Source organism: Microbacterium meiriae (genome assembly GCF_032364335.1).
Classification (GTDB): Bacteria; Actinomycetota; Actinomycetes; order Actinomycetales; family Microbacteriaceae; genus Microbacterium; species Microbacterium meiriae.
Genome location: NZ_CP133984.1, coordinates 2,861,263 through 2,886,162 on the forward strand (window position 1 = coordinate 2,861,263; position 24,900 = coordinate 2,886,162).

Consider the following 24,900-nt stretch of genomic DNA (forward strand, 5'->3'; position numbering starts at 1 on the left):
GCCGGAGGGCTCAGTCCGGAAGCGGGATCGGAGCGGTGAACGGTCCCGCGGCACCGTCGCCCCTCCGGTCGCGGCGCACGCCGAGAGTGGTCCCGACGCTCGCCGCGATCACGAGCGCCACCGCGAGCAGCCGCAGCGGCGTGGCGTCCTGTCCGAGGATGAGCCACCCGGCGAGGGTCGCGAACGCCGGCTCGAGGCTCAGCAGCACCCCGAACACCCGCTGCGGCAGCCGTCGGAGCGCCGCGAGCTCGAAGCTGTACGGGATGACGGACGAGAGCACCGCGGTGACCGCCGCGAGCAGGAGGAGCTGCGGGTCCAGCGCCACGGTGGCCGCCGCGGGCACACCCACGGGGATGAGGAGCACGGCCGCGACGACGAGCCCCATCGCGAGCCCACTGCTGCCGGGGATGAGGGCGCCGACGCGCGCGCTCATCCTGATGTACATGACCCAGAATCCGGCCGCGATGAGGATGAAGACCACGCCGAGCGGGTCGAGGGGCTCGGCGCCGACGAGGCCGTCCACGCCGAGCAGCGCCATGCCGAGCAGGGCCACACCCACCCACACCGCATCCCGGAGACGACGGGTCAGCACGGCGGCGAGCACGAGCGGCCCGAGGAACTCGATCGCCACGGCGGGCCCAAGAGGGATGCGGTCGATGGCCGCGTAGAAGAACCCGTTCATTGCGGCCAGCGACACCCCGAACAGCACGGCGGCGAGCCACTGCGACCGGGTCCAGGCGCGAGGCCGCGGACGCACGATGACGACCAGCAGCAGCGCGGCGATCGCGACGCGGAGCGACGTCACGCCCCACGGCCCGAGGACGGGGAAGAGCTGCGCGGCGACGGCGGCGCCGAACGGCAGGGAGAGGCAGGATCCGATGACGAGGGCGACGCCCACGAGGGGTCCGGATGTCGCGGGTCTCTGCACCAGACAAGCTTAGGCGGCGGGGTCCTGCCTCCCCGCCGCCTGCGCCCTCCTCACGCGGATCAGAGCGGCTTGCCGCCCGTCACCGCGAGGACTGCTCCGGACACGTACGACGACTCCGCCGAGGCGAGGTACACGTAGGCTCCGGCGAGTTCCGCCGGCTGGCCGGCGCGCCCCAGCGGCGTGTCCTGCCCGAACGTCTCCAGGCGCTCCGGCCCCCATCCGGTCGCGGGGATCAGCGGCGTCCAGATCGGACCGGGCGCGACGGCGTTGACGCGCACGCCGCGCGGCCCTGCCTCCTCTGCGAGCGCCTTGACGAACGCGACCTGTGCTGCCTTCGTCATGGCGTAGTCGATGAGACCCGGTGACGGCTGCGCCGACTGCACCGACGAGGTCACGATGATGCTGGATCCGGGCTCGAGGTCAGGGAAGGCGGCACGTGCCGAGAAGACGAGACCGGCGAGGTTCGTGTCGAACACTCGACGCATCTTCTCGGTGTCGAGGTTCTCGAAGCCGTCGATGTCGTGCTGGTAGGCCGCGTTGAGGACGAGCACGTCGAGTCCGCCGAGTTCGCGGCGCGCGCGGTGCACGGCGTCGGTCGCGAAGGCCTCCTCGCGGACGTCGCCGGGGATGCTGACGCCGGTGCGACCGGCCTCGCGGACGAGCGCGAGCGTCTCCTCCGCATCCTCCTGCTCCTCGGGCATGTGCACGATGGCCACGTCTGCGCCCTCGCGGGCGAAGGCGATCGCGACGGCACGCCCGATCCCCGAGTCGCCGCCGGTGATGAGGGCACGCCGCCCCTCGAGCCGCCCGTGGCCGACGTAGGACTGCTCGCCGTGGTCGGGCTCCGGGGTGGTCTTCTCGGTGAGGCCCGGCTGGTCCTGGCTCTGCGCCGGGAACCCGTCCTCGTGGTGCGCGTGTCGGGGGTCGGTGAGGCCGCCGTCGCGGGTGGTGTCGGTCATTTCCGCTCCTCCTGTCATGGGGCTGACGATCAGGTCGTGATCGAGCCTCGCGGCTTCGGAGGGCGGACGGCAGGGGGTTGACAGCCCCGGGCGGTCTCCGGGAAACCGGCCTCAGCCGGCGGAGGGGGCGTCGCCGTGCGGGGGCTCGGCGTTCTCGGCGGGCTCGGGAACGAGGTAGAGCCCGGTGGGAGCGTTGGCGGTGAAGGCGAGCGCCTCGATCCAGGCCCGGTTGACGGCGGGCTGCCGGCTGCCGAAGTACTTGAAGACGAGCGAGCTGCCCGGCTGGATCCAGACGGTGGTCCGGCCGCCGCCCACGCTGGCGTCCTCACGCCAGCTGAACGGGAACGGCTCGCCGCGGCGCAGCTTGGCCGTGATCACGAGCTGCAGGTGCGTGAGCGCCCGATCCTCGATCTCGGTCTTCACGCTGCCTTCGTAGATGAACTTGCCCATCGGGTGATGCTCCTCGGTCGGGTGGTCCTCAGCCCGGCGGACACTGCCGGGATCGGCCTATGGGTAGAGGGTAAGCCCTCGGACGGGGCGCGCGGCAAATCGGCCTCGGAGGGCGACGCAGGCGTCGAAGTCAAGGCCCTGCGCACGATCCGCGCGGGGGTTAGCCTCGAATCATCGACACCCGAGGAGGGCACCGCCATGACTGAACGCCACATCGACGACCGTCCCGAGGAGGGCTACACGCCCGGCACCACCCACGCCGAGCGCGGCGCGGGCAACCCGCGACTGCGCGTGCGGCGCGACGACGAGCGCACCGAGTTCGCGCTCGACATGGAGGAGGTCCGCATCGGTTCCGCCGCCGGGAATGAGCTGCGCCTCGCCGACACCGAGCCCGTGCATGCGACGGTCGTGCACGACGACCGTGACGAATACGTGGTGACCCTGCACGCCGACGGCGAGATGAACTCCAACCCTGACTCCGACGCGACCCACCCCGGCGAGCGCACCGAGACGCTCCGCACCGGATCCCGCTTCACGGTGGGCCCGTGGGAGCTGGTCTTCGCCCGCGAGGAGTTCGCCGACCACGGCCGGCCCTTCGGCGGACGCCTCGGCGGCGAGTTCTCCGACCAGCCGCTGCAGGAGGCGCGTCCGGGCTACGACGCCGACGACGAGCGGCTCTCGCAGGCCGACGTCAACGACGAGCTCTCTCAGTCGGACTCCAAGGCCGACTGATGGTGCGGGGTGCCGACGGGTTTGGACTCCGCTGACCCCCGCTGCCGGAGGTAGATCGCGAACGCGACCATCGTCCCGACCGCGAGGAACTCGGACTGCCAGTTCTGCAGCGTGCGGTCCCAGAAGTCCGAGCTGGTCACGTAGTCGGCCCAGGTGATCGCGGCGACGCCGTGCATCGCGTTCTCCTCGTTCATGACGACCGTGCCGGCGAGCGACTGCGCGAACCAGGACAGCACGAACACCGCCCCCATCACGATCAGCAGCGAGTTGCCGAACACGGCGGCTCGCCATCCGCCCGCCCGGGCCCACCGCGGCGAATCCGGGCGGGCGTGCGGGCCGACGAGCTGATCCGCATCGCTGCCCGGCCCCTCATCGCCGGGCTTCTTCGACTCCGGCGACCCCTTCTGCACGAACCAGATCGTCGCAGCGATGAAGAGGAAGAACTGCAGGAACTCCGACTGCCAGTTCTCGGCGACGTCGACGGCGAAGTCGGACGACCAGAGGAAGTCCCCGAAGCCGATCGCCCGCTGCCCGTGGTCGAGGAGCTCCTCGTTGTTGCGGAGGTAGCCCGCGAGCGCCTGGCCCGCGAGCGCGAGCGCGAACAGCGCGAGGAAGAAGAGGCTGAGGGCGTGGTCCTTGATCCGCGAGCGCATCGTCATCGCCCTCCCAGCGGCAGGCCGATCATCGCGGCGAGCCCGACGCCGATGATCCCCGCCCAGATCCAGAAGACCGCCCGCATTCCCGCGGTGTCGCGCGCATCCTCCGCCATGTCCGCCTCCTTCGTCGGTGTGACCACGGTCCGACGATGGCGCGCACGATGAGTGCCCTCCAGGGGCTTGACGCGGACACGGTTGTCAATCCCCTGCGGCAGGGCGCAGCGGCACCCGTAGCCTGAGGGGAACCGATGAGAGGAGCGCCGGATGACCGCGCCGAACGAGACCCCCGACCTCGAACGCCTCGGCGAGCTCGCCCGCAGCCGAGGTCTGCGCGTGAGCGTTGCGGAGTCGCTCACGTCCGGACGCCTCGCGAACACGATCGGGGCCGGCGAGGGGGCCTCCGGATGGTTCGCCGGCGGCATCGTCGCGTACTTCACGGAGGTGAAGGAGCGGGTGCTGGGGTTGACCCCGGGGACCGACCCGACCTCCGCGGCCTGCGCCGAGCAGCTCGCCACGGGAGCGCGGGAGCTCTTCGACGCCGACATCTGCGTCTCGACCACCGGCGTGGGCGGGCCGGGTCCGGAGGGCGGTCACCCCGCGGGCACGGTCTACCTGGGCTGGGCGACCGCCGACGATGCGGGGCACCGGAGACTGGCCCTGACCGGCGATCCGGACGAGATCCTGTCGGCGAGCGTCGACGCCGCGGTGCGACTGCTCGCCTTCCACGCCGAGGGGCTGCACCCCGCAGGACCGCGGCGCTCCGGCTCGGACTGAGAGCTCAGCGCCCCGGCACGAGGCCGACCCGCAGCGGGGCTCCCGTCGCTGCGGCCTCCGTGAGGGCGGCGTCGATGTCGAGGAGCGATCGCACCGCCCCCACGGCCTCGCCGAACGGATACGCGCGCCCGCGCCCCGCGAGGAACGACGCCGCTGCCGCGAGATCGTCCGCACCGTAGTTGTGCACCCCCGCGACCGTGATGAGTCGGCGGACGAGATCCTCCGCGTCCAGCGGAACCGGGGCTGCGGGGAACACGCTGCCGACGAGGACCACCGTCCCGCCGACGGCGACGCCCGCGAGGGCCTCCCCGACGGCATGCCCTGAGGCTTCGATCACCACGTCCGGGTCACGATCGAGCGCGGTGGCCCCGAACCGGGAGGCGAAGGCGCGCCGGTCGTCGTCCGGATCGCGCACCTCGACGACGGCACCGTGCTCGGCGGCGATCGCCGCGGCACTGATCCCCACGAGTCCCGCGCCGTGGATGCGCACCGCGGCGCCGTCGAGGTCGACGTCACGGGCGGCACGCGCCACCGCGGCCCACGCGGTCGCTGTCGCGCAGGCGGCAGGCGCCAGCACCGCAGCGGGCAGCGCCTCCGGCACGCGCACGATCGCGGTGCCCGCCCGCAGCTGCACGTGGCTGGCGAACGCCCCGGTCAGGTCGCCGTGGGCGCCGACGCGGTCATGGCCGTACTTGCCGAGGTCACGGCACTTCTGCGTGAGGCCGCGCCGACAGCGGTCGCAGGTGCCGCAGGACACCGTCACCGACCAGACCACACGGTCACCGATCCGCAGCGGAGTGCCGTCCACCGCGTCCGCACCGTCATCGCCCATCGCGATGACGCGACCGACGCTCTCGTGCCCGAGGACGAGCGGCGCCGGCGCGGACCGGCGCCCCTGCACGGTGTGCACGTCCGACCCGCAGATCGTGGACATCTCCACGGCGACGAGCACGTCCTGATCGCCGAGCGCGACCCCCGGGACCGCGATCGTCTCGTGCGGGTGCCCTTCGCCGACCCAGACCATCGCGGTGGCCGCGGGGCGCAGCGCGACGTCCCTCCGGTGTCCGGGCGGGCGGATCAGCAGCGTTCCCATGACTCGACTCTCAGGCGGAGACGACGGCAGCGGGAAGGAGCTCGCGCTGGGCCAGAGCTCCCCGCAGCGCCGTGACGTCGGAGAGCACGGCGTGGGCGCCCACTCCGCTCAGGGCCGCACGGTCGTGGGCGCCGGTGAGCACTCCCGCGACGAAACCCGCACCCGCGCGGAGGCCGGACTCGACGTCGCTCACGGTGTCGCCGGCGACGGCCACGGCCTGCACCGCCGAGGTCCCCGTACGCAGGAGCGCGGTGAGGACGAGATCGGGTGCGGGGCGTCCGCGGCCGGCATCGACCGGGGAGAGCGCGAGGTCGATGAGCCCTCCCCATCCGAGGCCGTCGAGGATCGCCTGTCGCGTGACCGGCGCGAACCCGGTGGTCAGTGCGACGGCGAGCCCGGCGTCCTTCAAGCCCTGGATCGCGTCCGCCGCCCCGGGGATCTCCGCGACGCCGTCTTCGGCGACGATCTCGGCGTACGCGGCCTCGAACGCCGCGGTGGCCTGCCGGGCCGCGACCGCATCGCCGTCGGCCAGGTGCAGGAAGACATCGAGCTTGGACTGTCCCATGGTCTTCCTGACATAGCCGAGGGCATCGTCCCAGGGCAGCCGTGCGGCGACGCCGGTGCGTTCGGCGGCGCGCTGGAACGCCTGCTCCACCACGCCGTCGTCCACGACGGTGGTGCCGGCCATGTCGAGGACGACGAGTTCGATGGGAGTGGTCATGGGGTTCCTTCCAGAGCAGGGGTGCCGCCGAGGGCGGCGGTGAGGTGCAGGTCGGCGAGCCCGAGGCCGCAGGTCATGCCGATGCCGGTGGTGGCGGCGAGCACGAGCGCACCGTCGTCTCCGCGGTCGACGAGGAACTCGCCGTGGGCTTTCGCGTACACGCCCTGCCACCGCTCGATGACCCGCGGTGCACCCCACTCGAACAGGGCCTCGGCCTCGCTGAGGAACGCGGTGAACGCGGCCTCGGGCTGGAACGGCGAGGGGGCGGCGGCGGTGGCATGCGAGTCACCCAGGATGAGCGTGCCATCGGGAAGCTGCGTGTACATCTGGTTGAGGTCGAGGGCCGCGAGGTCGGGGCGCTCGGCGTGCAGACGCTCGCGCAGGACTCGGGCCTCCGGTCCATCGGCGAACCTCCCGTACCGGATGAGGGACCAGCCGGTCAGCAGGGGCGCGGTCAGCGGTCGCGGGAACGAGACCGCCGCCCGCATCATGTCGAGCGCACAGCGCATCACGCCGTGGCGCTCGGCGACCTCGGGCAGGAGCTGATCGATGTCGTGGTTGACCGCCACCACGACGGCCCCCGCGTCGATCGCACCGCGCGTGGTCTCCACCCGCCCTGCGCCGAGCGCCGTCACCGCGGTGCGGAAGCGGAACTCGACGCCCCGGGCCGTCAGGTGCCGCACGATGGCCGTCGCCGCGGTCCGCGGGTCCGTCTGCAGGTCGGTCTCGATGAGGGCGCCGCCGACGAGGCCGTCCCGACGCAGCGGGGCGCGGCGGAGGAGCTCATCGGCCTCCAGCATCCGGATGCCGCCGTCCTGCGCCGCCGCGGTCATCACGGCGAGCTCGTCCTCATGCCGGGCCGCGACGAGCGTGCCCGACTCTCGGATCCAGAAGCCCGCGTCCCTGGCGAGCTGCAGCCAGAGATCGCGCGAGGCATCCGCGTATCGCCGCGCCTCCCCGCCCTGCGCGCCGATGCAGAGGTGGCCGAAGTTCCGGATCGTGGCGCCGGTCGGGGCCGCGCTGCGGTCGACCACGACGACGCGGAGCCCCCGGCGCACGGCCGCGTACGCGGCCCCGAGGCCGACGATGCCTGCACCGACGACGACGACGTCGGGGTTCTGCTTCGCCCCGTTCATCGGAACACCTTCCTCATCCACATCGCGAGCCCCTCGACGGCGAGCACGGTCACGAGGATCATCAGCACGATCGCGGTCACCGTCTCGTAGCGCGAGCCCTGGCTGGCGTTCAGCAGGTAGTAGCCGACCCCGCCGCCGCCGACGATGCCGAGGATCGTGGCTGCGCGGATGTTGGTGTCGAGCATGTAGAAGCTGTGCCCGATGAGCGCGCGGGTGCCCTGCGTCAGCGTGGCCGACGTGTACGTCTGCATCCGGGTGGCGCCCACCGCCCGCAGAGCGCGCTCGGGCCCGCGGTCGACCTCTTCGAAGGAGTCGGCGATGAGCTTGCCGAGCAGTCCGATCCCGCCGATCGCGAGCGCGATGACGCCGGCCTGCGCACCGAGACCCGTGATGACGACGAGGACGATGGCGAGGATCAGCTCCGGGATGCCGCGGATGCCCACGAGGAGCAGACGGGCGGTGCCGCGCCCTGCGGCATGCGGGGCCACGTTGCGCGCGGCGAACGAGCCGAGCAGCAGCGACGGCAGGAGGGTGAGGACGGTGGCCGCGAGCGCGATCGCGACGGTCTCCCGCATGGCCTCCAGCATCGCGACCGTGTCGTAGTTGCCGAACGACGGCGGCCAGAACCGGGCGGCGACGTCGGGCAGCTTCGCCCAGAAGGTGAACAGGTCGGACCAGGTGATCTGGCTCACGACGACGCTGCCGACAACGACGAGGACCGCGACGATCCCGGCGGCCGTGTGACGCACCCGCTGGGCGGTCCACGGACGGCGCACCGCGGTCTGCGGGCTCTCCGCCCACGCGAGGCGATCGGCGGCGGAGGCGGACGGCCGCCGGGGCATGCGCGGATGCACGATCCGGTCCATCCAGGACCGCGTCTGCTTCTGCTCGCCGAGCATCGCGCCGCGCACCGTGCTCGAGACGATCTCCATCACGATGCAGAGCACGAAGATCACGAGCGCGATCCCGAGGCCCTTGCCGTAGTTCAGCGACTTGAAGGCGTAGGACATCTCGAGCCCGAGGCCGGCGACGCCCACGTAGCCGAGCACGACGCTCCCGCGCAGATTGATGTCATTGCGGTGCAGCACTGTGGCCACCCAGCTCGGCAGCACCTGCGGGAGGATGCCAGCGGTGAACTCCTGCAGCTTCGAGCCCCCCGCGGCGCGGATCGCGAGACGTGGCCCTTCGTCGATCTGCTCGATGGCGTCCGCGAACATCTTGGAGATCATGCCGATCGAGTGGATGCCGATGGCGAGGATGCCGGGCAGCGTGCCGAGCGAGAACATGAGCACGAACGCCATGGCCAGCACCACGTCCGGCAGCGCGCGGGTGAGGACGCCGAGGAAGCGGGCGACCGCGCGCCAGCCCGCGCCCGGGGTGGTGTTGGCGGCGGCGAGGTAGGCGATGGGCACGGAGAGCACGGCCGCGAGCAGCGTGCCGACGAGCACGAGGCCGACGGTCAGCGCGATGAGCCAGGCGAGGTCGGCCGGCGCGGGGAAGGAGAGCCCGCCGACGCGGCCGAGGAAGTTCTCGGCGTTGCCCCAGCTCTGGACCATCGCCGGGATCGAGATCCCCACGTCGCGCACCGCGAGGATGCCGAGCACGACGAGGACGAGGAGAGTGAGTCCCGCTGCGATGCGCTCCGCGGACAGCGGCCGCTTCGGCGCCCGCTCCACGACACTCCCGCCACCCTGGGGCGCTGAGCCGCCGCCCCGGGTCGCTGAGCCGCCACCCTGGGTCGCTGAGCCTGTCGAAGCGCCCCGTGTCGACGCTCCCACCGCCGTCATGACGCCCCCACCGCGGTCACGGCGTCGACGAGCTCCACCTGCACGGCACGGATCTCCGCCGTCGTCGTCGCGACGCGGCCGTAGATCTCCATCACCTCGGCTTTGGAGAGTCCGTCCGTCGGGGTGTCCAGGACGACCTCGCCGTGTCGGAGCCCGACGATCCGGTCGGCCCAGCTGATCGCGAGGTCGACCTGGTGGAGGCTGCACACGACGGTGAGTCCTTCATCGGCGGCGATCTCGCGGATGAGGGCCATCACCTGCTCGCTCGACTCCGGATCGAGCGAGGCGACGGGCTCGTCGGCGAGGAGGATCGCCGGCTTCTGCATGAGCGCCCGGGCGATCGCCACCCGCTGCTGCTGCCCCCCGGACAGGGTGTCGCTGCGCTGATAGGCACGGTCGAGGAGGCCGACGCGGTCGAGGTGCTCCAGCGCGGTCAGCTTCGCGGCGCGGGGGTAGCTCCACAGCCCGAGCCGCGGGCCGCGCATCCGCGACAGCGATCCGGTCAGCACGTTCTCCAGAACCGTCAGCGAGGGCACGAGCTCGAACTGCTGGAAGATGAAGCCCACGCTGCTGCGGAGTTCCCGCAGCGCCCGACCTTTCGTCGAGGGAACGGATGCGCCGAGCACCGCGACCGACCCGGAGCTGGGGAGCTCCAGGCCGTCGAGATGGCGCAGCAGCGTGGACTTGCCGGAACCGGAGAGCCCGAGCAGCACGACGATCTCTCCCCGCGCCACCTCGAGCGTGACGTCCTTCAGGGCGGTGGTGCTGCCGAAGGTCTTGGTGACGCCGGCGAGGCGGATGAGGGTGTCGGATGCCGCGGTCATGGCTTCTCCTGTCGTCAGGCGCGGGGCGTCAGCCCTGGCACTGCTCGGCTTCGGTCTCGGCGCAGATGTCGCGGATGAGGTCGTAGTACGCGTCGTCCACCGGCTTGGTGGCGAAGAACACGCTGCGGAACGCGTCGGAGTCCGCGCTGTCGATGCCCGCCGCGATGATGTCGTCGATCGTGACCTCGCCGAGGGCGTCGACGAGCTGCTTGGCCACGTCATCCGGCAGGGACGAGGAGTAGACGAGCGGAGCACCCGGGACCATGGTCTCGGCGATGACCTTCACCTTGTCGGACTTCTCGACCTCGGAGTCCTCGGCGAAACCGGCCTCGCACTCGACGCCCTCGCCGACCTTCTGCACGCTCACGTCGTGCTTGCCCGCGAACACGGGGGTGATGTCGGACTTCGGGTCCACGCCCGCCTCGATGAGGTTGTACGACGGGAAGAGGTAGCCGGAGGTGGACGAGGGGTCCACGAAGCAGACCTTCTTGCCCGCGAAGTCCTCGAGGCTGGTGATGTCGCTGTCCGCCGGGACGATCGCCTGCGAGTAGTAGCCGGGCTCCTGGCCCTCCTCGGTGACGATGGACGAGATCGGGGTGAGCTTCGCGCCGTTGTTGGTCGCGGTGACGTAGGTGAATCCGGAGAACGAGGCGACGTCGACCTTCCCGGCGACGGCGGCTTCGATGAGCGCGGCGTAGTCGGTGGACTCGTGGTACTCGACGGTCTTGCCGGTGACCTCGGCGATGTAGTCCATGAGCGGCTGGTAGTTCGTCTCGGTGTCCACCGAGTCGGGGACGACGCCGAAGACGAGGGTGTTCTCGTCGACGGCGAATCCACCGGCCGACTGTGCGTCGCCGGGGGCGTCAGTGGCATCGGCCGATCCGGAGCAGGCGGCGAGGCCGAACGCGAGGATCGCAGCGCCGGCGAGGGCGGGGAGAGCGCGGAGCTTCATGAGGACCTTTCAGGGTGGGAGGAGTGATCCACGGACGACTCTCCCAGCAGCCTCGCTGAGATGTATACCTATCTCAGAAGAGTTCAGTCGGCGTTCACCCGCCATTCGCCTGGGTGAACACCCTCGCAACACACCGCCCTTCGTGCCACCGAACGAAGTAATGTACCTATGTGGCCGAAGCTGTGTACACCCAGATCGCCGACGACCTCCGTTCGCGGATCGCGGACGGCACGCTCCGCCCCGGCGATGACGTGCCCACGGAAGCCGAGCTTGCGGAGCACTGGCGCACGTCGCGCGGTCCGATCCGCAACGCGCTGGCGGCCCTTCGCGCGGAAGGCCTCATCGAGACGACCCGCGGCCGGCCGGCGCGCGTGGTGGCGCGCAAGGCGAACCAGGCCGTGGACGTCTCCGTCCCGTTCACCCGATGGGCGCGCGACCTCGGCGTCACCCCTGGCGCGCAGACGCAGGAGCTGAGTCTGCGGCGCGCGGGCGATCTCGGCCCGGCGCTGGGTGTCGGACGCGACGACACGATCGTGAGCGTGGTGCGCCTGCGGCTCCTCGACGGCCGTCCCACGATGCTGGAGCGCCTCGCGTACACCGAGGACGTCGGCCGTCGGCTGTTCGAGATCGACCTCGACGCGGTGTCGATCACCGAGTACCTCGCGTCGGTCGGGCATCCGATCGTCGCACTGCAGCACGTCATCGACGCGGTCGCCGCCGACGATCAGGACGCCGCGCTTCTCCGCGTGCCGCGAGGAACGCCCATCCTGCGGCTGACGCGCACGTCGCGGGACGCCGAGGGGCGCATCTTCGAGGCATCGGAGGACCGCTACCTCAGCGAGGTGGTGCGCTTCACCGTGGCCGCGTCCGGGATATCGACGGACGGACACTACATGAGAGCAGTGGGCGGCTGAGGCCGGAGACAGATTCGCGACCGCGGGCGCGGGAGTGTAAGAAGCCAGAAAGATCGCGCCCGCGATCGCAGCGCTGGGGACGCTTTATCTGGGGAGCCTTCAGGATATGTCGGCGCCGCGAAGCCTCTGAAGTGCCGAATGTCGAGACACTCGTAGACTTTCGTCTACGGCCTCGGGGGCGGAATCACGGGCGTCGTCTCAGGATACGCGGGGCTCAGACCACCGGCAACACGGCGGACACGAGCCAGTGTCCGTCCACCTCCCCGGCACTGAACTCGCCGCTGGCGCCCATCACGCGTTCGGCCATCCGCCCCAGGCCGGTCCGACTGGAGGAGAGCTCCCGACGCGGCGTCGTGGGGAGCGGGCTGCGCAGTGAGAGGTGCGCCTTGTCGTCGTCCACCGCGAGACGGATCTCGACGGCTCCGGGGCCGGCATACTTCAGGACGTTCGTGGCCGACTCGCGCACGATGCGCGCGAGCACGATCTCGACCGCGCGGGGAATGCGCTCGTCGCCGGGGTCGCCGTCGAGGATGACGTCGTGCCCGGCCGCTTCGAATTCGGTCCGCGCTTCCTCGACCGCGGCGACGAGGTCACCGGTCGGCATGCCCGCAGCGCGCGGGCCGTCGTCGGCGAGGTCGATCACGAAACGGAGGTCTGTCATGGCCTTGCGGGCGGCGACGCGGATCGCCTCCCGGGAGCCATCGCTGGCGTCGGGGTCTTCGAGCATCTGCACGTGGAGCGACACCACGGTGAGGTGGTGCGCGATGCTGTCGTGGAGCTCGCCGGCGATCCATCGTCGCTCGGCGAGGACGGCTTCCCGTTCCTGCTCAGCCGCAGCCTCCAGCTCGTGCTCGAGGCGACGTCCGCGGTCGAAGGCCAGCCGGAGTCCGAGGCCGATGGCCCCGGCGACGGTGGCCGCGATCAGGTAGATGCCGACGTTGACCGGGACGTCCGAGTCGCCGTACGCCATGACGGACGCAGCGACGAGAAAGACTCCCGTGTAGGAGAGGACAAGAGGGGTCCACCCCAGGCGCATGACCAGCGCAGACGCCAGGGCGGCGGTGATGAGGACCTGCGATTCGGTCCCCGTGAAGAACGAGGCCACCAGAACGATGCCGATCGCACAGGTGGCGATCAGAGGCGACCAGAGGAACAGAGCGGTAGCGAGAGTCGAGGCGATGCTCACCGCGGAGGCGAGGGGATTCACGGTGGGGTCCGTGAAAAGAGTGAAGACGTCGATCGCAACCATCACGCTGATGATCGCGAGGATGACGATGCTCTCTACGCGTGTGAGGCGTTCGCCGCGTGCGAGTCGGAAAATATCAGGCACCGCCCGTTTTGACTGGTCTAAGGCCATGGTGCACTGTCTCCTATTCGCCAGCTATCCTAGCGAGTGAAACCGAAAAGCTTGCCAACCTGCTGCCAGAAAGTCATTACATTCACCTCCGTTCTAGTGCCGTTTGTCGATGTCTGTATTCATCTTCTCGGCGGCGCGCGGAGCGCACATCTGGCCTTCGTCCAGACCTCGATAGCCAAAGGTCTACATCCTCAGAGCGCCCGCTTCACGCCGTTAGGCTTCCTCCATGCAGGAAATCCGCGTCGTGATCGTCGATGACGATCCTCTGGTCCGCTCCGCGCTGTCGCACTTCGTGTCGCGCGCGCCCGAGATCACGGTCGTGGCGCAGGCGGAGGACGGCCTGGAGGCCCTCACGACGGTCGAGCGCGAGAAGCCGGACGTCGTGATGATGGACGTCCAGATGCCGGAGATGAACGGCATCGAGGCAACCGCGGCGATCGCCGAACGATGGCCGGACGTCCGCATCCTCGCCGTCACCACGCTCGACGGCAGCGACACCGTGCTGCCCATGCTGAGCGCGGGCGCCTCCGGCTACCTGCTGAAGGATTCCAGCGCGGAGGAGATCGTCACGGGTGTGCGGGAGGTGTTCGCCGGAGCGAGCTCGCTGTCGCCCCGCATCGCGTCGATGTTGATCCGCCATGTGCGCGCCTCCACGCCCGCTGCGGCGGCGGAGACCCTCGAACCGCTCACCGAGCGCGAGGAGGAGGTGCTCCAGTGCCTCGCGAAGGGCATGTCCAATGCCGAGATCGCGAAGGCGCTCATCGTCTCGGAGGGGACGGTGAAGGCCCACCTCGGCCGCATGATGTCGAAGTGGCACCTGCGCGACCGCGTGCAGATCCTCGTCACGGCCGCCCACGCCGGACTCGTCACCTTCCGCTGAGGCGCGGCCTCAGAGCGCGAGCAGCACGATCCCGACGAGGACGATCAGCGAGGCGCCGATCCGCCATCCCGGCCGGGACTCGCGCAGGACGAAGGCGCCGAACAGGCTCACGAGCACGACGCTGACCTCCCGCAGCGGTGCGACGAGGGCCACGGGAGCGATCTGGATGGCGGTCAGCACGAGGATGTAGGACAGCGGCGACAGGATGCCGAAGGCCAGGATGCGGCGCCACTGCGTGCGCCCCAGCGCCACGACCGCACCCCATCGTCCACGAACCGCCACGGAGTAGAACGGCACCTGCAGCAGCGTGGTGCCGACCATGAACGCCACGGGTGACAGCTCCCACTCGCGCACCGCGTGGGCGTCCCAGATCGTGTAGACCGCGATCGCCACGCCGGTGAGGGCGCCGAACAGCAGACCGGGGTCGATGCGGCGCCCGCTCCCTGCCGGCCGGCGGTCGACGAACCCGATCGCGACGACCCCGACGATCACCGCGGCGACGCCGACGAGCGCCAGGGCCGAGGGGCGTTCCCCGAGCAGGAGCACGGCGACGATGACCGAGAGGAAGGGCCCGGTGCCCCGCGCCGTCGCGTAGACCGTCGACAGACTGCCCTCCCGGTAGCCGCGCTGCAGCACGGCCATGTAGGCGACGTGCAGGACCGCGGAGACGGAGACTCCGAGCGCGAACGAGCCGAGGTCGGCCGCACCGAGTCCGCCCGTGAACGGCACGGCCCCGATCCAGACGACCGTGCTGGCGACGGCACCCCACCACAGGAACGGCGATCCGGCGCGGCTGATGCCGTGCGCGATGACGTTCCAGGACGCGTGGGCGATCGCGGCGGCGAGGACGAGGACGAGAGCGACAGCGGACACGGCAGACCCTTCCCTCCGCCGCGGGCGCGACGAATCGGGTCCTCCGGGCTTTTGTCCTGTCAGATGACGACCCTCCTGCGGAGGAGGACCGTGGCGCCGCTCGGACCAGACGGGTGCAGACCCCGGAACCCTAGGCGCTATCGCCACCACCCTATCCCCGACCGGGAAGGCCGCGAGACGGGGTGCGTGACGGGGCGCGACTACGCTCGAAGGACACCCCGCGCAGGAAGGTCACGCCATGCCCGTCACCCCGGACGCCCTCGCCCACGCCGAGGACCTCGCCGACTTCGTCGCCGCCTCCCCGTCGAGCTATCACGCAGCCGCCGAGACGGCCCGCCGCCTGGAGGAGGCCGGCTTCACGCGGCTGCAGGAGGAGGACGCCTGGCCCGCGCAGCCCGGCGGCCGGTACCTCGTGGTCCGCGACGGCGCGACGATCGCGTGGGTGGTGCCGGAAGACGCGACCGCCACGACGCCGGTGCAGGTCTTCGGGGCGCACACCGACTCCCCCGGCTTCAAGCTCAAGCCGCAGCCGACCACCGGAGCCCGGGGTTGGCTGCAGGCCGCCGTCGAGGTGTACGGCGGTCCGCTGCTGAACTCCTGGCTCGACCGAGAGCTGCGCCTCGCTGGCAGGCTGGCCCTCGCCGACGGCCGGGTCGTCCTCGCCGACACCGGAGCCCTGCTGCGCCTCCCCCAGCTCGCCATCCACCTCGATCGGGGGGTCAACAACGGCCTCGCGCTCGACAAGCAGACCGAGACGCAGCCGGTGTGGGGTCTCGGCGACCCGACCGAGGCGGACGTGATGGCCGAGCTCGCGGCATCCGCCGGAGTCGACTCCGCAGAGATCCGCGGCTACGACGTCGTCGTCGCCGATGCCGCGCGGGGCGCGGTGTTCGGCAAGGACGACGCGTTCTTCGCCTCCGGCCGGCTCGACGACCTCGCCTCCGTGCACGCGGGCGTGGTGGCCCTCGCGGCCCATGAACCCGAGGCGGGAGCCCCCGTCGCGATCCTCGCCGCGTTCGACCACGAAGAGCTCGGCTCCGAGTCGCGCTCCGGCGCCGCAGGCCCCTTCCTCGAGGATGTGCTGGAGCGGCTCTACGCAGGGCTCGGGGCCGACGGCTCCGCCCGCCGCCAGGCGTACGCGTCGTCGTGGTGCCTGTCCAGCGACGTGGGGCACTCCGTGCACCCGAACTACGTCGGCCGACACGACCCCGTCGTGCAGCCCGTGCTCGGCTCCGGGCCCATCCTCAAGCTCAACGCCAACCAGCGCTACGCGACCGATGCGGTCGGCGCCGCGTCCTGGCGGAACTGGTGCGATCGGGCCGGGGTGGTGACGCAGGAGTTCGTCTCGAACAACAGCGTGCCGTGCGGCTCGACCATCGGACCGATCACCGCGACACGGCTCGGCATCCGCACGGTCGACGTGGGCATCCCCATCCTCTCGATGCACTCCGCGCGCGAGCTCGCCGGGGTCTCGGACCTGCACGACCTGACGCGCGTGGCCGGGGCTTTCTTCGCCGGCTGAGCCGCGCGCCCGGCGCGGTGCCCCGATCCGCGTCACGAGTGCGCTCGCGGAGTGCCAGGATGTGAGGATGACCGACATCAGGCCGGCTCTCATCGAGCGCGCAGGCATCGAGATCATCCCCGAGTCCGAGCGGACCGCCCAGCCCCGCGACCTGTTCTGGCCGTGGTTCGCGGCGAACGTCTCGGTGTTCGGGATGTCCTACGGCTCGTTCGTGCTCGGCTTCGGCATCTCGTTCTGGCAGGCGACTCTGGTCTCGGTCGTCGGCATCGTCGTGTCGTTCCTGCTGTGCGGGCTCATCGCGATCGCGGGCAAGCGGGGGTCGGCGCCGACGATGGTGCTCTCCCGGGCCGCGTTCGGCGTCCAGGGGCAGAAGGTCCCCGGGATCGTGTCCTGGCTCACGTCGATCGGCTGGGAGACCTTCCTCGCGATCATGGCGGTACTGGCGACGGCGACGGTCATCACGCAGCTCGGCGGCGACGGGGACAGCCTCTGGCTGAAGATCCTCGCGACCGTGATCGTCGCGGCACTCATCGTCGCCGCCTCGGTGCTCGGCTACCACACGATCATGCGGCTCCAGTCGGTGCTGACCTGGATCACGGGCGTCGTGACGGTGGTGTACATCATCCTCGCGGCGCCGAGCATCGACATCGCTGCGGTGATGGCCCGTCCCGACGGCGGCATCGGCCAGGTCGTCGGCGCGCTCGTGATGGTGATGACCGGGTTCGGACTGGGGTGGATCAACATCGCCGCGGACTGGTCGCGCTACCAGAAGCGCACCGCGTCCGACGGGGCGATCGTCGCCTGGAACACGATCGGCGGCTCGGTGGCACCGGTCATCCTCGTCGTCTTCGGTCTGCTCCTCGCGGGATCGGACGCCGAGCTCATGGACGCGATCGCCGCGGACCCGATCGGCGCGCTGGCGAGCATCCTGCCGGTGTGGGTCCTCGTGCCGTTCCTGTTTACGGCCGTGCTCGCGCTCGTCTCCGGCGCGGTGCTCGGCATCTACTCCTCCGGCCTGACCCTGCTCAGCCTCGGCATCCGCATCCCGCGGCCGTCGGCGGCGGCGATCGACGGCGCGATCCTCACGGCGGGCACCATCTTCGTGGTGTTCTTCGCGACCGACTTCCTCGGCCCGTTCCAGAGCTTCCTCATCACCCTCGGCGTGCCGCTGGCCTCCTGGGCCGGCATCCTCATCGCCGACATCCTGCGCCGTCGCAAGGACTATGACGACGAGGCCCTCTTCGACAGCCGCGGACGCTACGGCGCCTGGGACTGGACGTCGATCGGCACCATGGTCGTCGCGAGCGTGATCGGCTGGGGTCTCGTCCTCAACGGCTTCGCGGACGCCGCGCCGTGGAACAACTGGCAGGGGTACCTCCTGTTCCTCGTCGGCGGGACGGACGGGGACTGGGCGTATGCGAACCTCGGGGTGTTCGTGGCGCTGGTGCTGTCGTTCCTCGTGACCTGGTTCGCCCGGGCGGGGAAGATACGGCGGCAGGAGTCGTGAGCCCTTCGACAGGCTCAGGGACCCGGGAGGCGGCAGACTCAGGGACCGAGAAGGCGGCAGGCTCAGGAACCCAGGAGCCGGCAGGCTCAGGGACCGAGAGCTGGCTCGTGGTGATCGATCCGCAGGTGATCTTCGCATCGCCCGACTCCGCCTGGGGCTCGCCGTTCTTCTCCGAGGCGATGGCGAACATCCGTCGGCTCGCGGAGGCCTTCGGCGAGCGCGTGCTCGTGACCCGGTGGCTTCCGACGGCCGACCGCTCCACCTCCTGGGGCGAGTACTTCGCGGCGTGGCCGTTCGCCGACCGGTCCGCCGACGACCCGCTCTATGCACTGGTCCCCGAGGCGGAAGGCCTGTCTCCTCATCCGACCGTCGACCTGCCCACGTTCGGCAAGTGGGGCCCGGAGCTCGAGGCGATCGTCGGGCACGGTGGCCGTATCGTGCTGGCGGGGGTGTCGACGGACTGCTGCGTCGTGTCCACCGCTCTCGCCGCCGCCGATGCCGGAGCACGGGTGACGCTCGCCGCCGACGCCTGCGCCGGCTCCACGGCCGAGAACCACGCCGCCGCCGTGCAGGTCATGAGCCTGTATCCCCCACAGATCACCGTGACCGACACCGCCACCGTCCTCTCCCCCTGACCCTCTCCCCTCCCCCTCCCCGCCCGTGCGGGACGGAAATCGCACCTCCGCGCGCCGCTTCCCGCCCGTTTTCGATCCCGGCACGAGGTGCAGTCCGGCCGCGGGATCGAAAGCGCGCCCTCGTTCGGGGATTCCGGAACGCTTTCGATCCCGCGACGGCGGATACTGGCACACTGAGGCCGTGGAAGACTCCCGCAGCAGCGCCGGAACCGTGGCCGCCAAGACCGGCCGGACGCCCTGGCGTCGCACGAAGATCGCCGTGGGCGTCCTCGCCGCGGTCGCCGCCGTCGTCGCGATCATCGGGGCGCTCACGCCGTGGCCATCCGCGATGATCATCCGCTCGGTGTTCACGAAGGGCGGGGACGAGACCGCGGCGGAGATGACGAAGCACGTCACGGACACGCCTCTCGACGAACGGAAGGACATCGCCTACGGGGATGCCGGCGCGGACACGACGATGGACGTCTTCCGCCCCGCCTCCGCCGAGAGCCCGTTGCCGACTGTCGTGTGGATCCACGGAGGTGCCTGGATCTCGGGCTCGAAGGAGGACGTCGATCCCTACCTCCGCATCCTCGCCGCGGAGGGCTACACGACCATCGGCGTGAACTACACCCGCGGACCCGAGGGCGTGTACCCGCTCGCCGTCCACCAGCTTGACGAGGCCCTCGCCTACATCGACGCGCACGCGGCGGAACTGGGCGTCGACCCGCGTCGCATCGTGCTGGCGGGGGACTCCGCGGGCGCTCAGCTCGCCAGCCAGATGGCCACGCTCATCACGAATCCGGACTACGCCGAGATCCTCGGCATCCGCCCGTCGATCCGCGCCGACCAGCTCGTCGCGACCGTGCTGAACTGCGGCGTCTATGACCTCGCCGCACTGGCCGAGCTCGACGGAGTCCCGGGGTGGGGCTTCAAGTCGGCGATGTGGGCGTACTCCGGGACGAAGACCTGGGCGGAGGACTCGACCGGCGCCACGATGTCGACCGTGGACTGGGTCACCTCCGACTTCCCCTCGACGTACATCTCGGGCGGCAACGGCGACGGGCTCACCTGGCTCCAGTCGATCCCGATGGCGAAGCGGCTGCAGGAGCTCGGCGTCGATGTGACGCCGGTGTTCTGGCCCGCGCCGCACGAGCCCGCCCTCCCGCACGAGTACCAGTTCCACCTCGATCAGCCCGAGGCTCGAAAGGCCCTCGCCAACACCATCGCCTTCCTCGACGCGCACACCCGCTGACCCGGCCCCTTTCGTCCGGCGGGGCTACCACGGTTGCACGATCCCGACACGACGGCACGACTCGTTCGGCCGGACGTCTGTTCATCCGTTCCCCGGTCGTGCAGGCGGACCTCGGCACGGGTGGAGACGGACCCGGGCACGGGTGCACGACCCGGGCACGGGCGCACGACCCGGGCACGGGTGCACGACCGAATCCGGGAGATACCCGTGCCACTGGCGCCGGGTCGTGCAAGCGGGGCGGGATCTTGACATAACATGTCTGTGACGATCGGCACGGAAGTGATATGTTCGCGGGATGCACACCGACAACGAACGCGCACTCGAGTCGGGGATCGTCACGGACCTCTCCGGGCGTATGACCTACGGCTCGTACCTCGCGCTCGACCAGCTCCTCACGGCACAGCATCCGGTGAGCGACCCGCAGCACCACGACGAGATGCTGTTCATCATCCAGCACCAGACGACGGAGCTCTGGCTGAAGCAGCTGCTGCATGAGCTCAGCTCGGCGCGGGAGCTGCTCGCGGCGGACGACCTGCGCGAAGCCCTCAAGCGCATCGCCAGGGTCAAGCGGATCCAGGACGTGATGACTCAGCAGTGGTCGGTGCTCGCGACGCTGACCCCGACGGAGTACGCCCAGTTCCGCGGCGCCCTCGGCAACTCGTCCGGCTTCCAGTCGGTGCAGTACCGGGCCGTCGAGTTCGCGCTGGGCAACAAGAACGAGAAGATGCTGAGCGTCTTCCGCGACCACCCGGCGAATCTCGCGCTCCTCACGGCCGAGTGGGAGAAGCCCACGCTGTACGACGAGTTCCTCCGCTACGCCTCTCGCCGCGGCCTCCCGATCCCCCGCGAGATCCTGGACCGCGACGTGCGGGAGCCCTACCGCGAGACCCCGGACCTCGTACCTGCCATCCGTGCGATCTACCAGGACCCGCGCACCCACTGGGACCTCTACGAGGCCTGCGAGGACCTCGTCGATCTCGAGGACAACTTCCAGTTCTGGCGCTTCCGTCACCTCAAGACCGTGTCCCGCACCATCGGGATGAAGGTCGGCACCGGCGGGTCGAGCGGCGTCGGCTTCCTGCAGCGCGCCCTCGACCTGACCTTCTTCCCCGAGCTCTACACCGTCCGCACCGAGATCGGTTCCTGATGCTCACGGCGACGTTCTTCGACGGCGAGCGCTGGCGGGACGGCGTCGTCAGACTCGGCGAGGACGGGCGCCCCCGGCTCGGTGAGGAGACACCCGCGCCGGGGGGCCCGGTCCTCTCCGGCCGCATCGTCGGGGGCTTCACGGACCACCACGTGCACCTGCAGCTCGTCGACCACGCCCTCCTGGCCTCGTCCCGCCTCGGACGAGTGGTCGACCTCGGCGGCGATCCGTCTACGGTGGCGCGGATCGCCGTTCACAACTCAGGAGTTTCGACCGGCGGAGGCGCTTCCGAGGCGGTTCCGGGTGCTCCTGGGCCGGATTCTCCTGAGTTGCGAACCGTCGACTTCGCCGGCGCGTTCCTCACGCCTCCCGGTGGATACCCCTCGGACCGCGCCTGGGCGCCGGCGGGTTCGGTGCGGGAGATCGCCGACCCCGCGGCAGCGGCGACCACGGTCGAGGAGATGGCAGCGGCGGGTGTCTCCTGCGTCAAGGTCGCGAGCAACAGCACCGCCGGCCCGGTCTTCTCCAACGCCCTCTTCCGCACGATCGCCGACCTCGCCGCAGCCCGAGGCCTCCCGGTGATCGCCCATGCGGAGGGCTCCGGCGAAGCGCAGCGCGTCGTCCGCCTCGGAGCGACGCAGCTGGCCCACGCCCCGTTCTCCGAGCGCCTGGACGACGAGGAGATCGCGGAGCAGGCCGCCCGCACCTCCTGGATCAGCACCCTCGCCATCCACGACTCCCACGCGCGGGCCATCGCGATCGACAACGTCGCCCGCTTCCACGCCGCCGGCGGCACCGTCCGCTACGGCACCGACATGGGCAACGGCCCGACCCCCGTCGACCTGAACCCGGCTGAGGTCGCCGCCCTCCGCACCGCCGGCCTCGACGACGACGCCCTCCTCCGCGCCCTCGCGCCCGTCGACCCGCTCGATCCTCGCTCTCTCCTCCTCCTGCTGCCACCCGGATCCGCCGATCCTCTGGCCGCCCGCCCCCTCACCCCCGCCGACCTGAAGGTGTGACATGACCGACCGCTCCGCCGACACCGCCCTCCTCGATGCCGCCCGCGCCCTGGACGCGTCCGACCCCCTCGCGGCCCACCTCGACGCCTTCGTCGAGGCCCCGGGCGTCACCGCCTACCTCGACGGCAACTCGCTCGGCCGCCCGCTGCGCGACGTGCCGGAGAAGCTCGCCGCGTTCGTGCGCGAGGACTGGGGCACCCGTCTCATCCGCTCCTGGGACGAGCAGTGGATGGCGCTGCCGATGGAGCTCGGCGACCGCATCGGCGCCGTCGCCCTCGGGGCGGGTCCGGGACAGACGGTCGTCTCCGACTCCACGAGCGTCCTCATCTACAAGCTCATGCGGGGTGCCCTTCGACAGGCTCAGGGACCCACGGCCCTTCGACAGGCTCAGGGACCCACGGGCGAGGCTCAGGGACCCACGGGCGCGGCTCAGGGACCCACGGGTGCGGCTCAGGGACCCGCGGGCGCGGCCCAGGGACCCACGGGCGCGGCTCAGGGACCCACGGGGCGGACGGAGCTCGTGATCGAGGAGGGGAACTTCCCCACCGACCGGTTCCTCGCCGAAGGCGTCGCAGCGGAGATGGGGGCCACGCTGCGCTGGATCACGCCCGATCCGGTGCACGGCGTCACGATCGACGACGTCGCGGCCGTGGTCTCGGAGCGGACGGCGCTCGTCTCGCTCAGCCACGTCGACTACCGCTCTGGCGCCCTCGCCGACATGCCGGGCATCACCGCCGTCGTCCACGAGGCCGGGGCACTGATGATGTGGGACCTCTGCCACTCGGCGGGTGTCGTGCCGATGCAGCTCGACGACTGGGGCGTCGACATGGCGGTCGGCTGCACGTACAAGTACCTCAACGGCGGCCCGGGGTCGCCCGCGTTCGCCTACCTCCGCCACGACCTGCAGGGCGTGCTGCGGCAGCCGATCCAGGGCTGGTGGAGCGCCGCCGACATCTTCGCCATGGGCCCCGAGTACGTCCCGGCGGACGGCATCCGTCAGCTCCTCAGCGGCACGCCGCCGGTGACCTCGATGCTCGCGATGCAGGGCATGATCGACCTCATCGAACAGTCGGGGATCGACGGCGTGCGCGCGAAGTCGGAGTCGCTCACCGCGCTCGCGGTCCGGGCGTACGACGAGCTGCTCGCGCCCCTGGACGTCCGCCTGCTCAGCCCTCGCGACCCCGCGCTACGCGGTGGACACATCACGATCGGCCACCCCGACTTCCGGGAGGTCACCCGGAAGCTCTGGGCCGACGGCGTCATCCCCGACTTCCGCTTCCCGGACGGGATCCGGCTCGGGCTGTCGCCGCTGAGCACGTCGCACGCCGAGACCGTCGCCGGGGTGCTCGCGGTGAGGGACGCACTGGAGTCCGGTGTCTCCTGACCCCGCGGCACCGGTGGTGCTCGATGACATCGACGCCCGCCCCGGCAGCACCGCCTCGCTCCTGCGCACCCTGATCGGCCTGTATCTGCGCCCGCTCGGCGGCTGGATCTCGGCTGCCGACCTCGTGGCGCTGGCCGGTGACCTCGGAATCCCGGCGGCTCCCGCCCGGACGGGCATCGCCCGTCTCAAGCAGAAGGGTCTGCTCCTCCCCGAGCGCCGCGACGCGATCGGCTACCGCCTCAGCCCTGCGGCGGTGCCGATGCTGGAGCGGGGCGACCGCCGGATCTTCCGGATGCGGGAGATGACCGACGACGATCCGTGGTGTCTCGTGTCGTTCTCGATCCCGGAGAGCGCACGCAGCGTGCGCCATCAGCTGCGGCGCCGACTGCACTGGATCGGCGCCGGCGTCGTCTCCCCCGCCCTGTGGATCTGCCCCGGACATCTCCGGGAGGAGGCGGAGCAGATCCTCGACGAGCTGGATGCCCGCCGCTGGGCGACCCTGTTCGACGCGTCGGCCCCGGCCCCGGCAGGGACCCTAGCCGAGGCCGCCGCGGCGTGGTGGGACCTGGACGGGCTGCGCGCCGAGCACGAGTCCTTCCAGACATCGCTCGCGGCCCTGCCCGACGCGCCGTTCCCGGCCTACGTGCACCTCATCGACCGGTGGCGGGTGCTGCCCTACACGGATCCCGGGCTGCCCCCGGCGATGCTGCCGGCCGACTGGCCGGGCGGACGCAGCTTCGAGGCGTTCGCCCGGCTGTCGGCGGCGTGGGAGGCACCCGCCCTCGCCCACGTGCGCGCCGTGACGGCCTAGAGGGTCAGACCGGCGACCTCGCGGACGAACCCGGTCACGTGCTCCTGCAGCCGCAGGATCCGCATCTCGCGCGCGAGCTCGCGGTCGTACCCCGGATAGGCCAGCGGCGGGAGCCTGCGCACCGCGACATTGCACCCGAACTCCGCGCATGCGAGCACGCCGACCGTGTCGCCCTTGCGACCGGCGGCCCCGGCGCGGCGGGCGACGTACAGCTGCACGTCGTTGCGGAGCGTCACGTCCTCGCACCAGGAGCACTGCGCGCGGGCGAGCACGCGCTGCTCGGCGCGCTGCAGCACGACACCGACCGGCTCGTCGTCGATCCACGTGACGACGTAGGAGCGACGAGGCAGCTTCGGGTCGACCCAGCCGAGGTAGTCGAGCCGGTCGAAGTCCGTCTCGGCGAAGCCGGGCGGCAGGGTGATGTCGGAGATCTCCTTGCGGGAGGCGTTGCGGAAGGAGGCGCGCAGAGCGCGCTCGTCGATGGGACGCATAGGGGAAGAGCTTTCGGTGTGATCGCCGGAACGGCGAGACGGATCGGAGGATCACCCGGACGGTGCCGGGGTACGACGCAGCACCGGGGACGGGATTCCGCCTCCGGCCGGTCC

General features: G+C 71.1%; 25 protein-coding genes. 12 read left to right on the forward strand and 13 right to left on the reverse strand.

Translation table 11 applies throughout. From position 1 onward, the window contains the following. Positions 1-10: 10 nt before the first annotated feature. From RI211_RS13955 to RI211_RS13965, 3 genes are all read right to left on the reverse strand, one after another. Complete coding sequence (locus RI211_RS13955; RefSeq protein ID WP_187662328.1) at positions 11-928, reverse strand: EamA family transporter; 918 nt, start codon at positions 926-928, stop codon at positions 11-13. Between the two features lie 59 nt (positions 929-987). Continuing rightward, on the reverse strand, positions 988-1,887 hold the full coding sequence (locus tag RI211_RS13960; RefSeq protein WP_259954306.1) for an SDR family oxidoreductase: 900 nt from the start codon (positions 1,885-1,887) through the stop codon (positions 988-990). 111 nt (positions 1,888-1,998) lie between these two features. Next, positions 1,999-2,337, reverse strand: a complete 339-nt coding sequence (locus tag RI211_RS13965) for a DUF7882 family protein (RefSeq protein ID WP_187662330.1) — start codon at positions 2,335-2,337, stop codon at positions 1,999-2,001. 198 nt (positions 2,338-2,535) lie between these two features. On the opposite strand from RI211_RS13965, the gene RI211_RS13970 reads away from it, so the two are divergent. Then, a complete protein-coding gene (locus RI211_RS13970) occupies positions 2,536-3,069 on the forward strand; it encodes an FHA domain-containing protein (protein ID WP_315638388.1) in 534 nt (177 codons plus the stop codon). Here RI211_RS13970 and RI211_RS13975 read toward each other — a convergent pair. Further along, on the reverse strand, positions 3,045-3,722 hold the full coding sequence (locus RI211_RS13975) for a DUF6766 family protein (protein WP_315638431.1): 678 nt from the start codon (positions 3,720-3,722) through the stop codon (positions 3,045-3,047). The two genes, RI211_RS13970 and RI211_RS13975, sit on opposite strands and share 25 nt — an antisense overlap. 267 nt (positions 3,723-3,989) lie before the next feature. Between RI211_RS13975 and RI211_RS13980 the strand changes: the two genes are divergently transcribed. Then, the gene (locus RI211_RS13980) at positions 3,990-4,499 is read left to right on the forward strand and encodes a CinA family protein (protein ID WP_187662332.1); all 510 of its coding nucleotides are present in this window, start codon (positions 3,990-3,992) and stop codon (positions 4,497-4,499) included. 4 nt (positions 4,500-4,503) lie between these two features. Here RI211_RS13980 and RI211_RS13985 read toward each other — a convergent pair whose 3' ends face one another. From RI211_RS13985 to RI211_RS14010, 6 genes are read right to left on the reverse strand one after another with little or no spacing between them, the layout of a single operon-like run. Further along, positions 4,504-5,592, reverse strand: a complete 1,089-nt coding sequence (locus RI211_RS13985; RefSeq protein ID WP_315638387.1) for an alcohol dehydrogenase catalytic domain-containing protein — start codon at positions 5,590-5,592, stop codon at positions 4,504-4,506. A 10-nt stretch (positions 5,593-5,602) separates the two neighbouring features. Next, on the reverse strand, positions 5,603-6,313 hold the full coding sequence (locus tag RI211_RS13990) for an HAD family hydrolase (protein ID WP_315638386.1): 711 nt from the start codon (positions 6,311-6,313) through the stop codon (positions 5,603-5,605). Beyond that, on the reverse strand, positions 6,310-7,449 hold the full coding sequence (locus RI211_RS13995) for a TIGR03364 family FAD-dependent oxidoreductase (protein ID WP_315638385.1): 1,140 nt from the start codon (positions 7,447-7,449) through the stop codon (positions 6,310-6,312). Before RI211_RS13995 ends, RI211_RS13990 begins: the two co-directional genes overlap by 4 nt. After that, complete coding sequence (gene phnE, locus RI211_RS14000) at positions 7,446-9,236, reverse strand: phosphonate ABC transporter, permease protein PhnE (protein ID WP_315638384.1); 1,791 nt, start codon at positions 9,234-9,236, stop codon at positions 7,446-7,448. The genes RI211_RS13995 and phnE overlap by 4 nt, the downstream gene beginning before the upstream one ends. Beyond that, entirely contained in the window at positions 9,233-10,060 is an 828-nt protein-coding gene (phnC, locus tag RI211_RS14005) for a phosphonate ABC transporter ATP-binding protein (protein ID WP_259954297.1), read from the reverse strand. The genes phnE and phnC overlap by 4 nt, the downstream gene beginning before the upstream one ends. 28 nt (positions 10,061-10,088) lie before the next feature. Continuing rightward, positions 10,089-11,012, reverse strand: a complete 924-nt coding sequence (locus RI211_RS14010) for a phosphate/phosphite/phosphonate ABC transporter substrate-binding protein (RefSeq protein ID WP_315638383.1) — start codon at positions 11,010-11,012, stop codon at positions 10,089-10,091. A gap of 170 nt (positions 11,013-11,182) precedes the next feature. On the opposite strand from RI211_RS14010, the gene RI211_RS14015 reads away from it, so the two are divergent. Beyond that, a complete protein-coding gene (locus RI211_RS14015; RefSeq protein ID WP_232089093.1) occupies positions 11,183-11,926 on the forward strand; it encodes a GntR family transcriptional regulator in 744 nt (247 codons plus the stop codon). A gap of 214 nt (positions 11,927-12,140) precedes the next feature. Here RI211_RS14015 and RI211_RS14020 read toward each other — a convergent pair whose 3' ends face one another. Continuing rightward, complete coding sequence (locus RI211_RS14020) at positions 12,141-13,175, reverse strand: sensor histidine kinase (RefSeq protein ID WP_315638382.1); 1,035 nt, start codon at positions 13,173-13,175, stop codon at positions 12,141-12,143. Between the two features lie 334 nt (positions 13,176-13,509). On the opposite strand from RI211_RS14020, the gene RI211_RS14025 reads away from it, so the two are divergent. Continuing rightward, positions 13,510-14,163 carry a response regulator gene (locus tag RI211_RS14025; protein ID WP_268776631.1) on the forward strand — a complete coding sequence of 218 codons (654 nt, stop codon included), beginning with the start codon at positions 13,510-13,512 and terminating at the stop codon, positions 14,161-14,163. A gap of 9 nt (positions 14,164-14,172) precedes the next feature. Here the strand turns inward: RI211_RS14025 and RI211_RS14030 are convergent, their stop codons facing one another. Next, a complete protein-coding gene (locus RI211_RS14030) occupies positions 14,173-15,036 on the reverse strand; it encodes an EamA family transporter (protein WP_268776630.1) in 864 nt (287 codons plus the stop codon). A 238-nt stretch (positions 15,037-15,274) separates the two neighbouring features. Here RI211_RS14030 and RI211_RS14035 point away from each other — a divergent pair, with 238 nt between their 5' ends. The 8 genes from RI211_RS14035 (at position 15,275) to RI211_RS14070 (ending at position 24,295) form a co-directional block, all read left to right on the forward strand. Beyond that, entirely contained in the window at positions 15,275-16,558 is a 1,284-nt protein-coding gene (locus tag RI211_RS14035) for a M18 family aminopeptidase (RefSeq protein ID WP_315638381.1), read from the forward strand. Between the two features lie 67 nt (positions 16,559-16,625). Then, a complete protein-coding gene (locus RI211_RS14040) occupies positions 16,626-18,065 on the forward strand; it encodes a purine-cytosine permease family protein (protein WP_315638380.1) in 1,440 nt (479 codons plus the stop codon). Between the two features lie 107 nt (positions 18,066-18,172). Continuing rightward, entirely contained in the window at positions 18,173-18,700 is a 528-nt protein-coding gene (locus RI211_RS14045) for a cysteine hydrolase family protein (protein WP_315638430.1), read from the forward strand. Positions 18,701-18,881: 181 nt separating this feature from the next. Further along, positions 18,882-19,934 carry an alpha/beta hydrolase gene (locus tag RI211_RS14050; RefSeq protein ID WP_315638379.1) on the forward strand — a complete coding sequence of 351 codons (1,053 nt, stop codon included), beginning with the start codon at positions 18,882-18,884 and terminating at the stop codon, positions 19,932-19,934. A gap of 295 nt (positions 19,935-20,229) precedes the next feature. Next, positions 20,230-21,081 carry a tryptophan 2,3-dioxygenase gene (locus RI211_RS14055; RefSeq protein WP_315638378.1) on the forward strand — a complete coding sequence of 284 codons (852 nt, stop codon included), beginning with the start codon at positions 20,230-20,232 and terminating at the stop codon, positions 21,079-21,081. Beyond that, the gene (locus tag RI211_RS14060) at positions 21,081-22,100 is read left to right on the forward strand and encodes a hydrolase (protein ID WP_315638377.1); all 1,020 of its coding nucleotides are present in this window, start codon (positions 21,081-21,083) and stop codon (positions 22,098-22,100) included. Before RI211_RS14055 ends, RI211_RS14060 begins: the two co-directional genes overlap by 1 nt. Before the next feature lies 1 nt (position 22,101). Beyond that, positions 22,102-23,484, forward strand: a complete 1,383-nt coding sequence (locus RI211_RS14065; RefSeq protein ID WP_315638376.1) for a kynureninase — start codon at positions 22,102-22,104, stop codon at positions 23,482-23,484. After that, entirely contained in the window at positions 23,474-24,295 is an 822-nt protein-coding gene (locus RI211_RS14070) for a PaaX family transcriptional regulator (protein ID WP_315638375.1), read from the forward strand. The genes RI211_RS14065 and RI211_RS14070 overlap by 11 nt, the downstream gene beginning before the upstream one ends. On the opposite strand, the gene RI211_RS14075 is transcribed toward RI211_RS14070, so the two are convergent. Beyond that, a complete protein-coding gene (locus RI211_RS14075) occupies positions 24,292-24,786 on the reverse strand; it encodes an FBP domain-containing protein (protein ID WP_187662349.1) in 495 nt (164 codons plus the stop codon). The two genes, RI211_RS14070 and RI211_RS14075, sit on opposite strands and share 4 nt — an antisense overlap. Between the last annotated feature and the right edge of the window lie 114 nt (positions 24,787-24,900).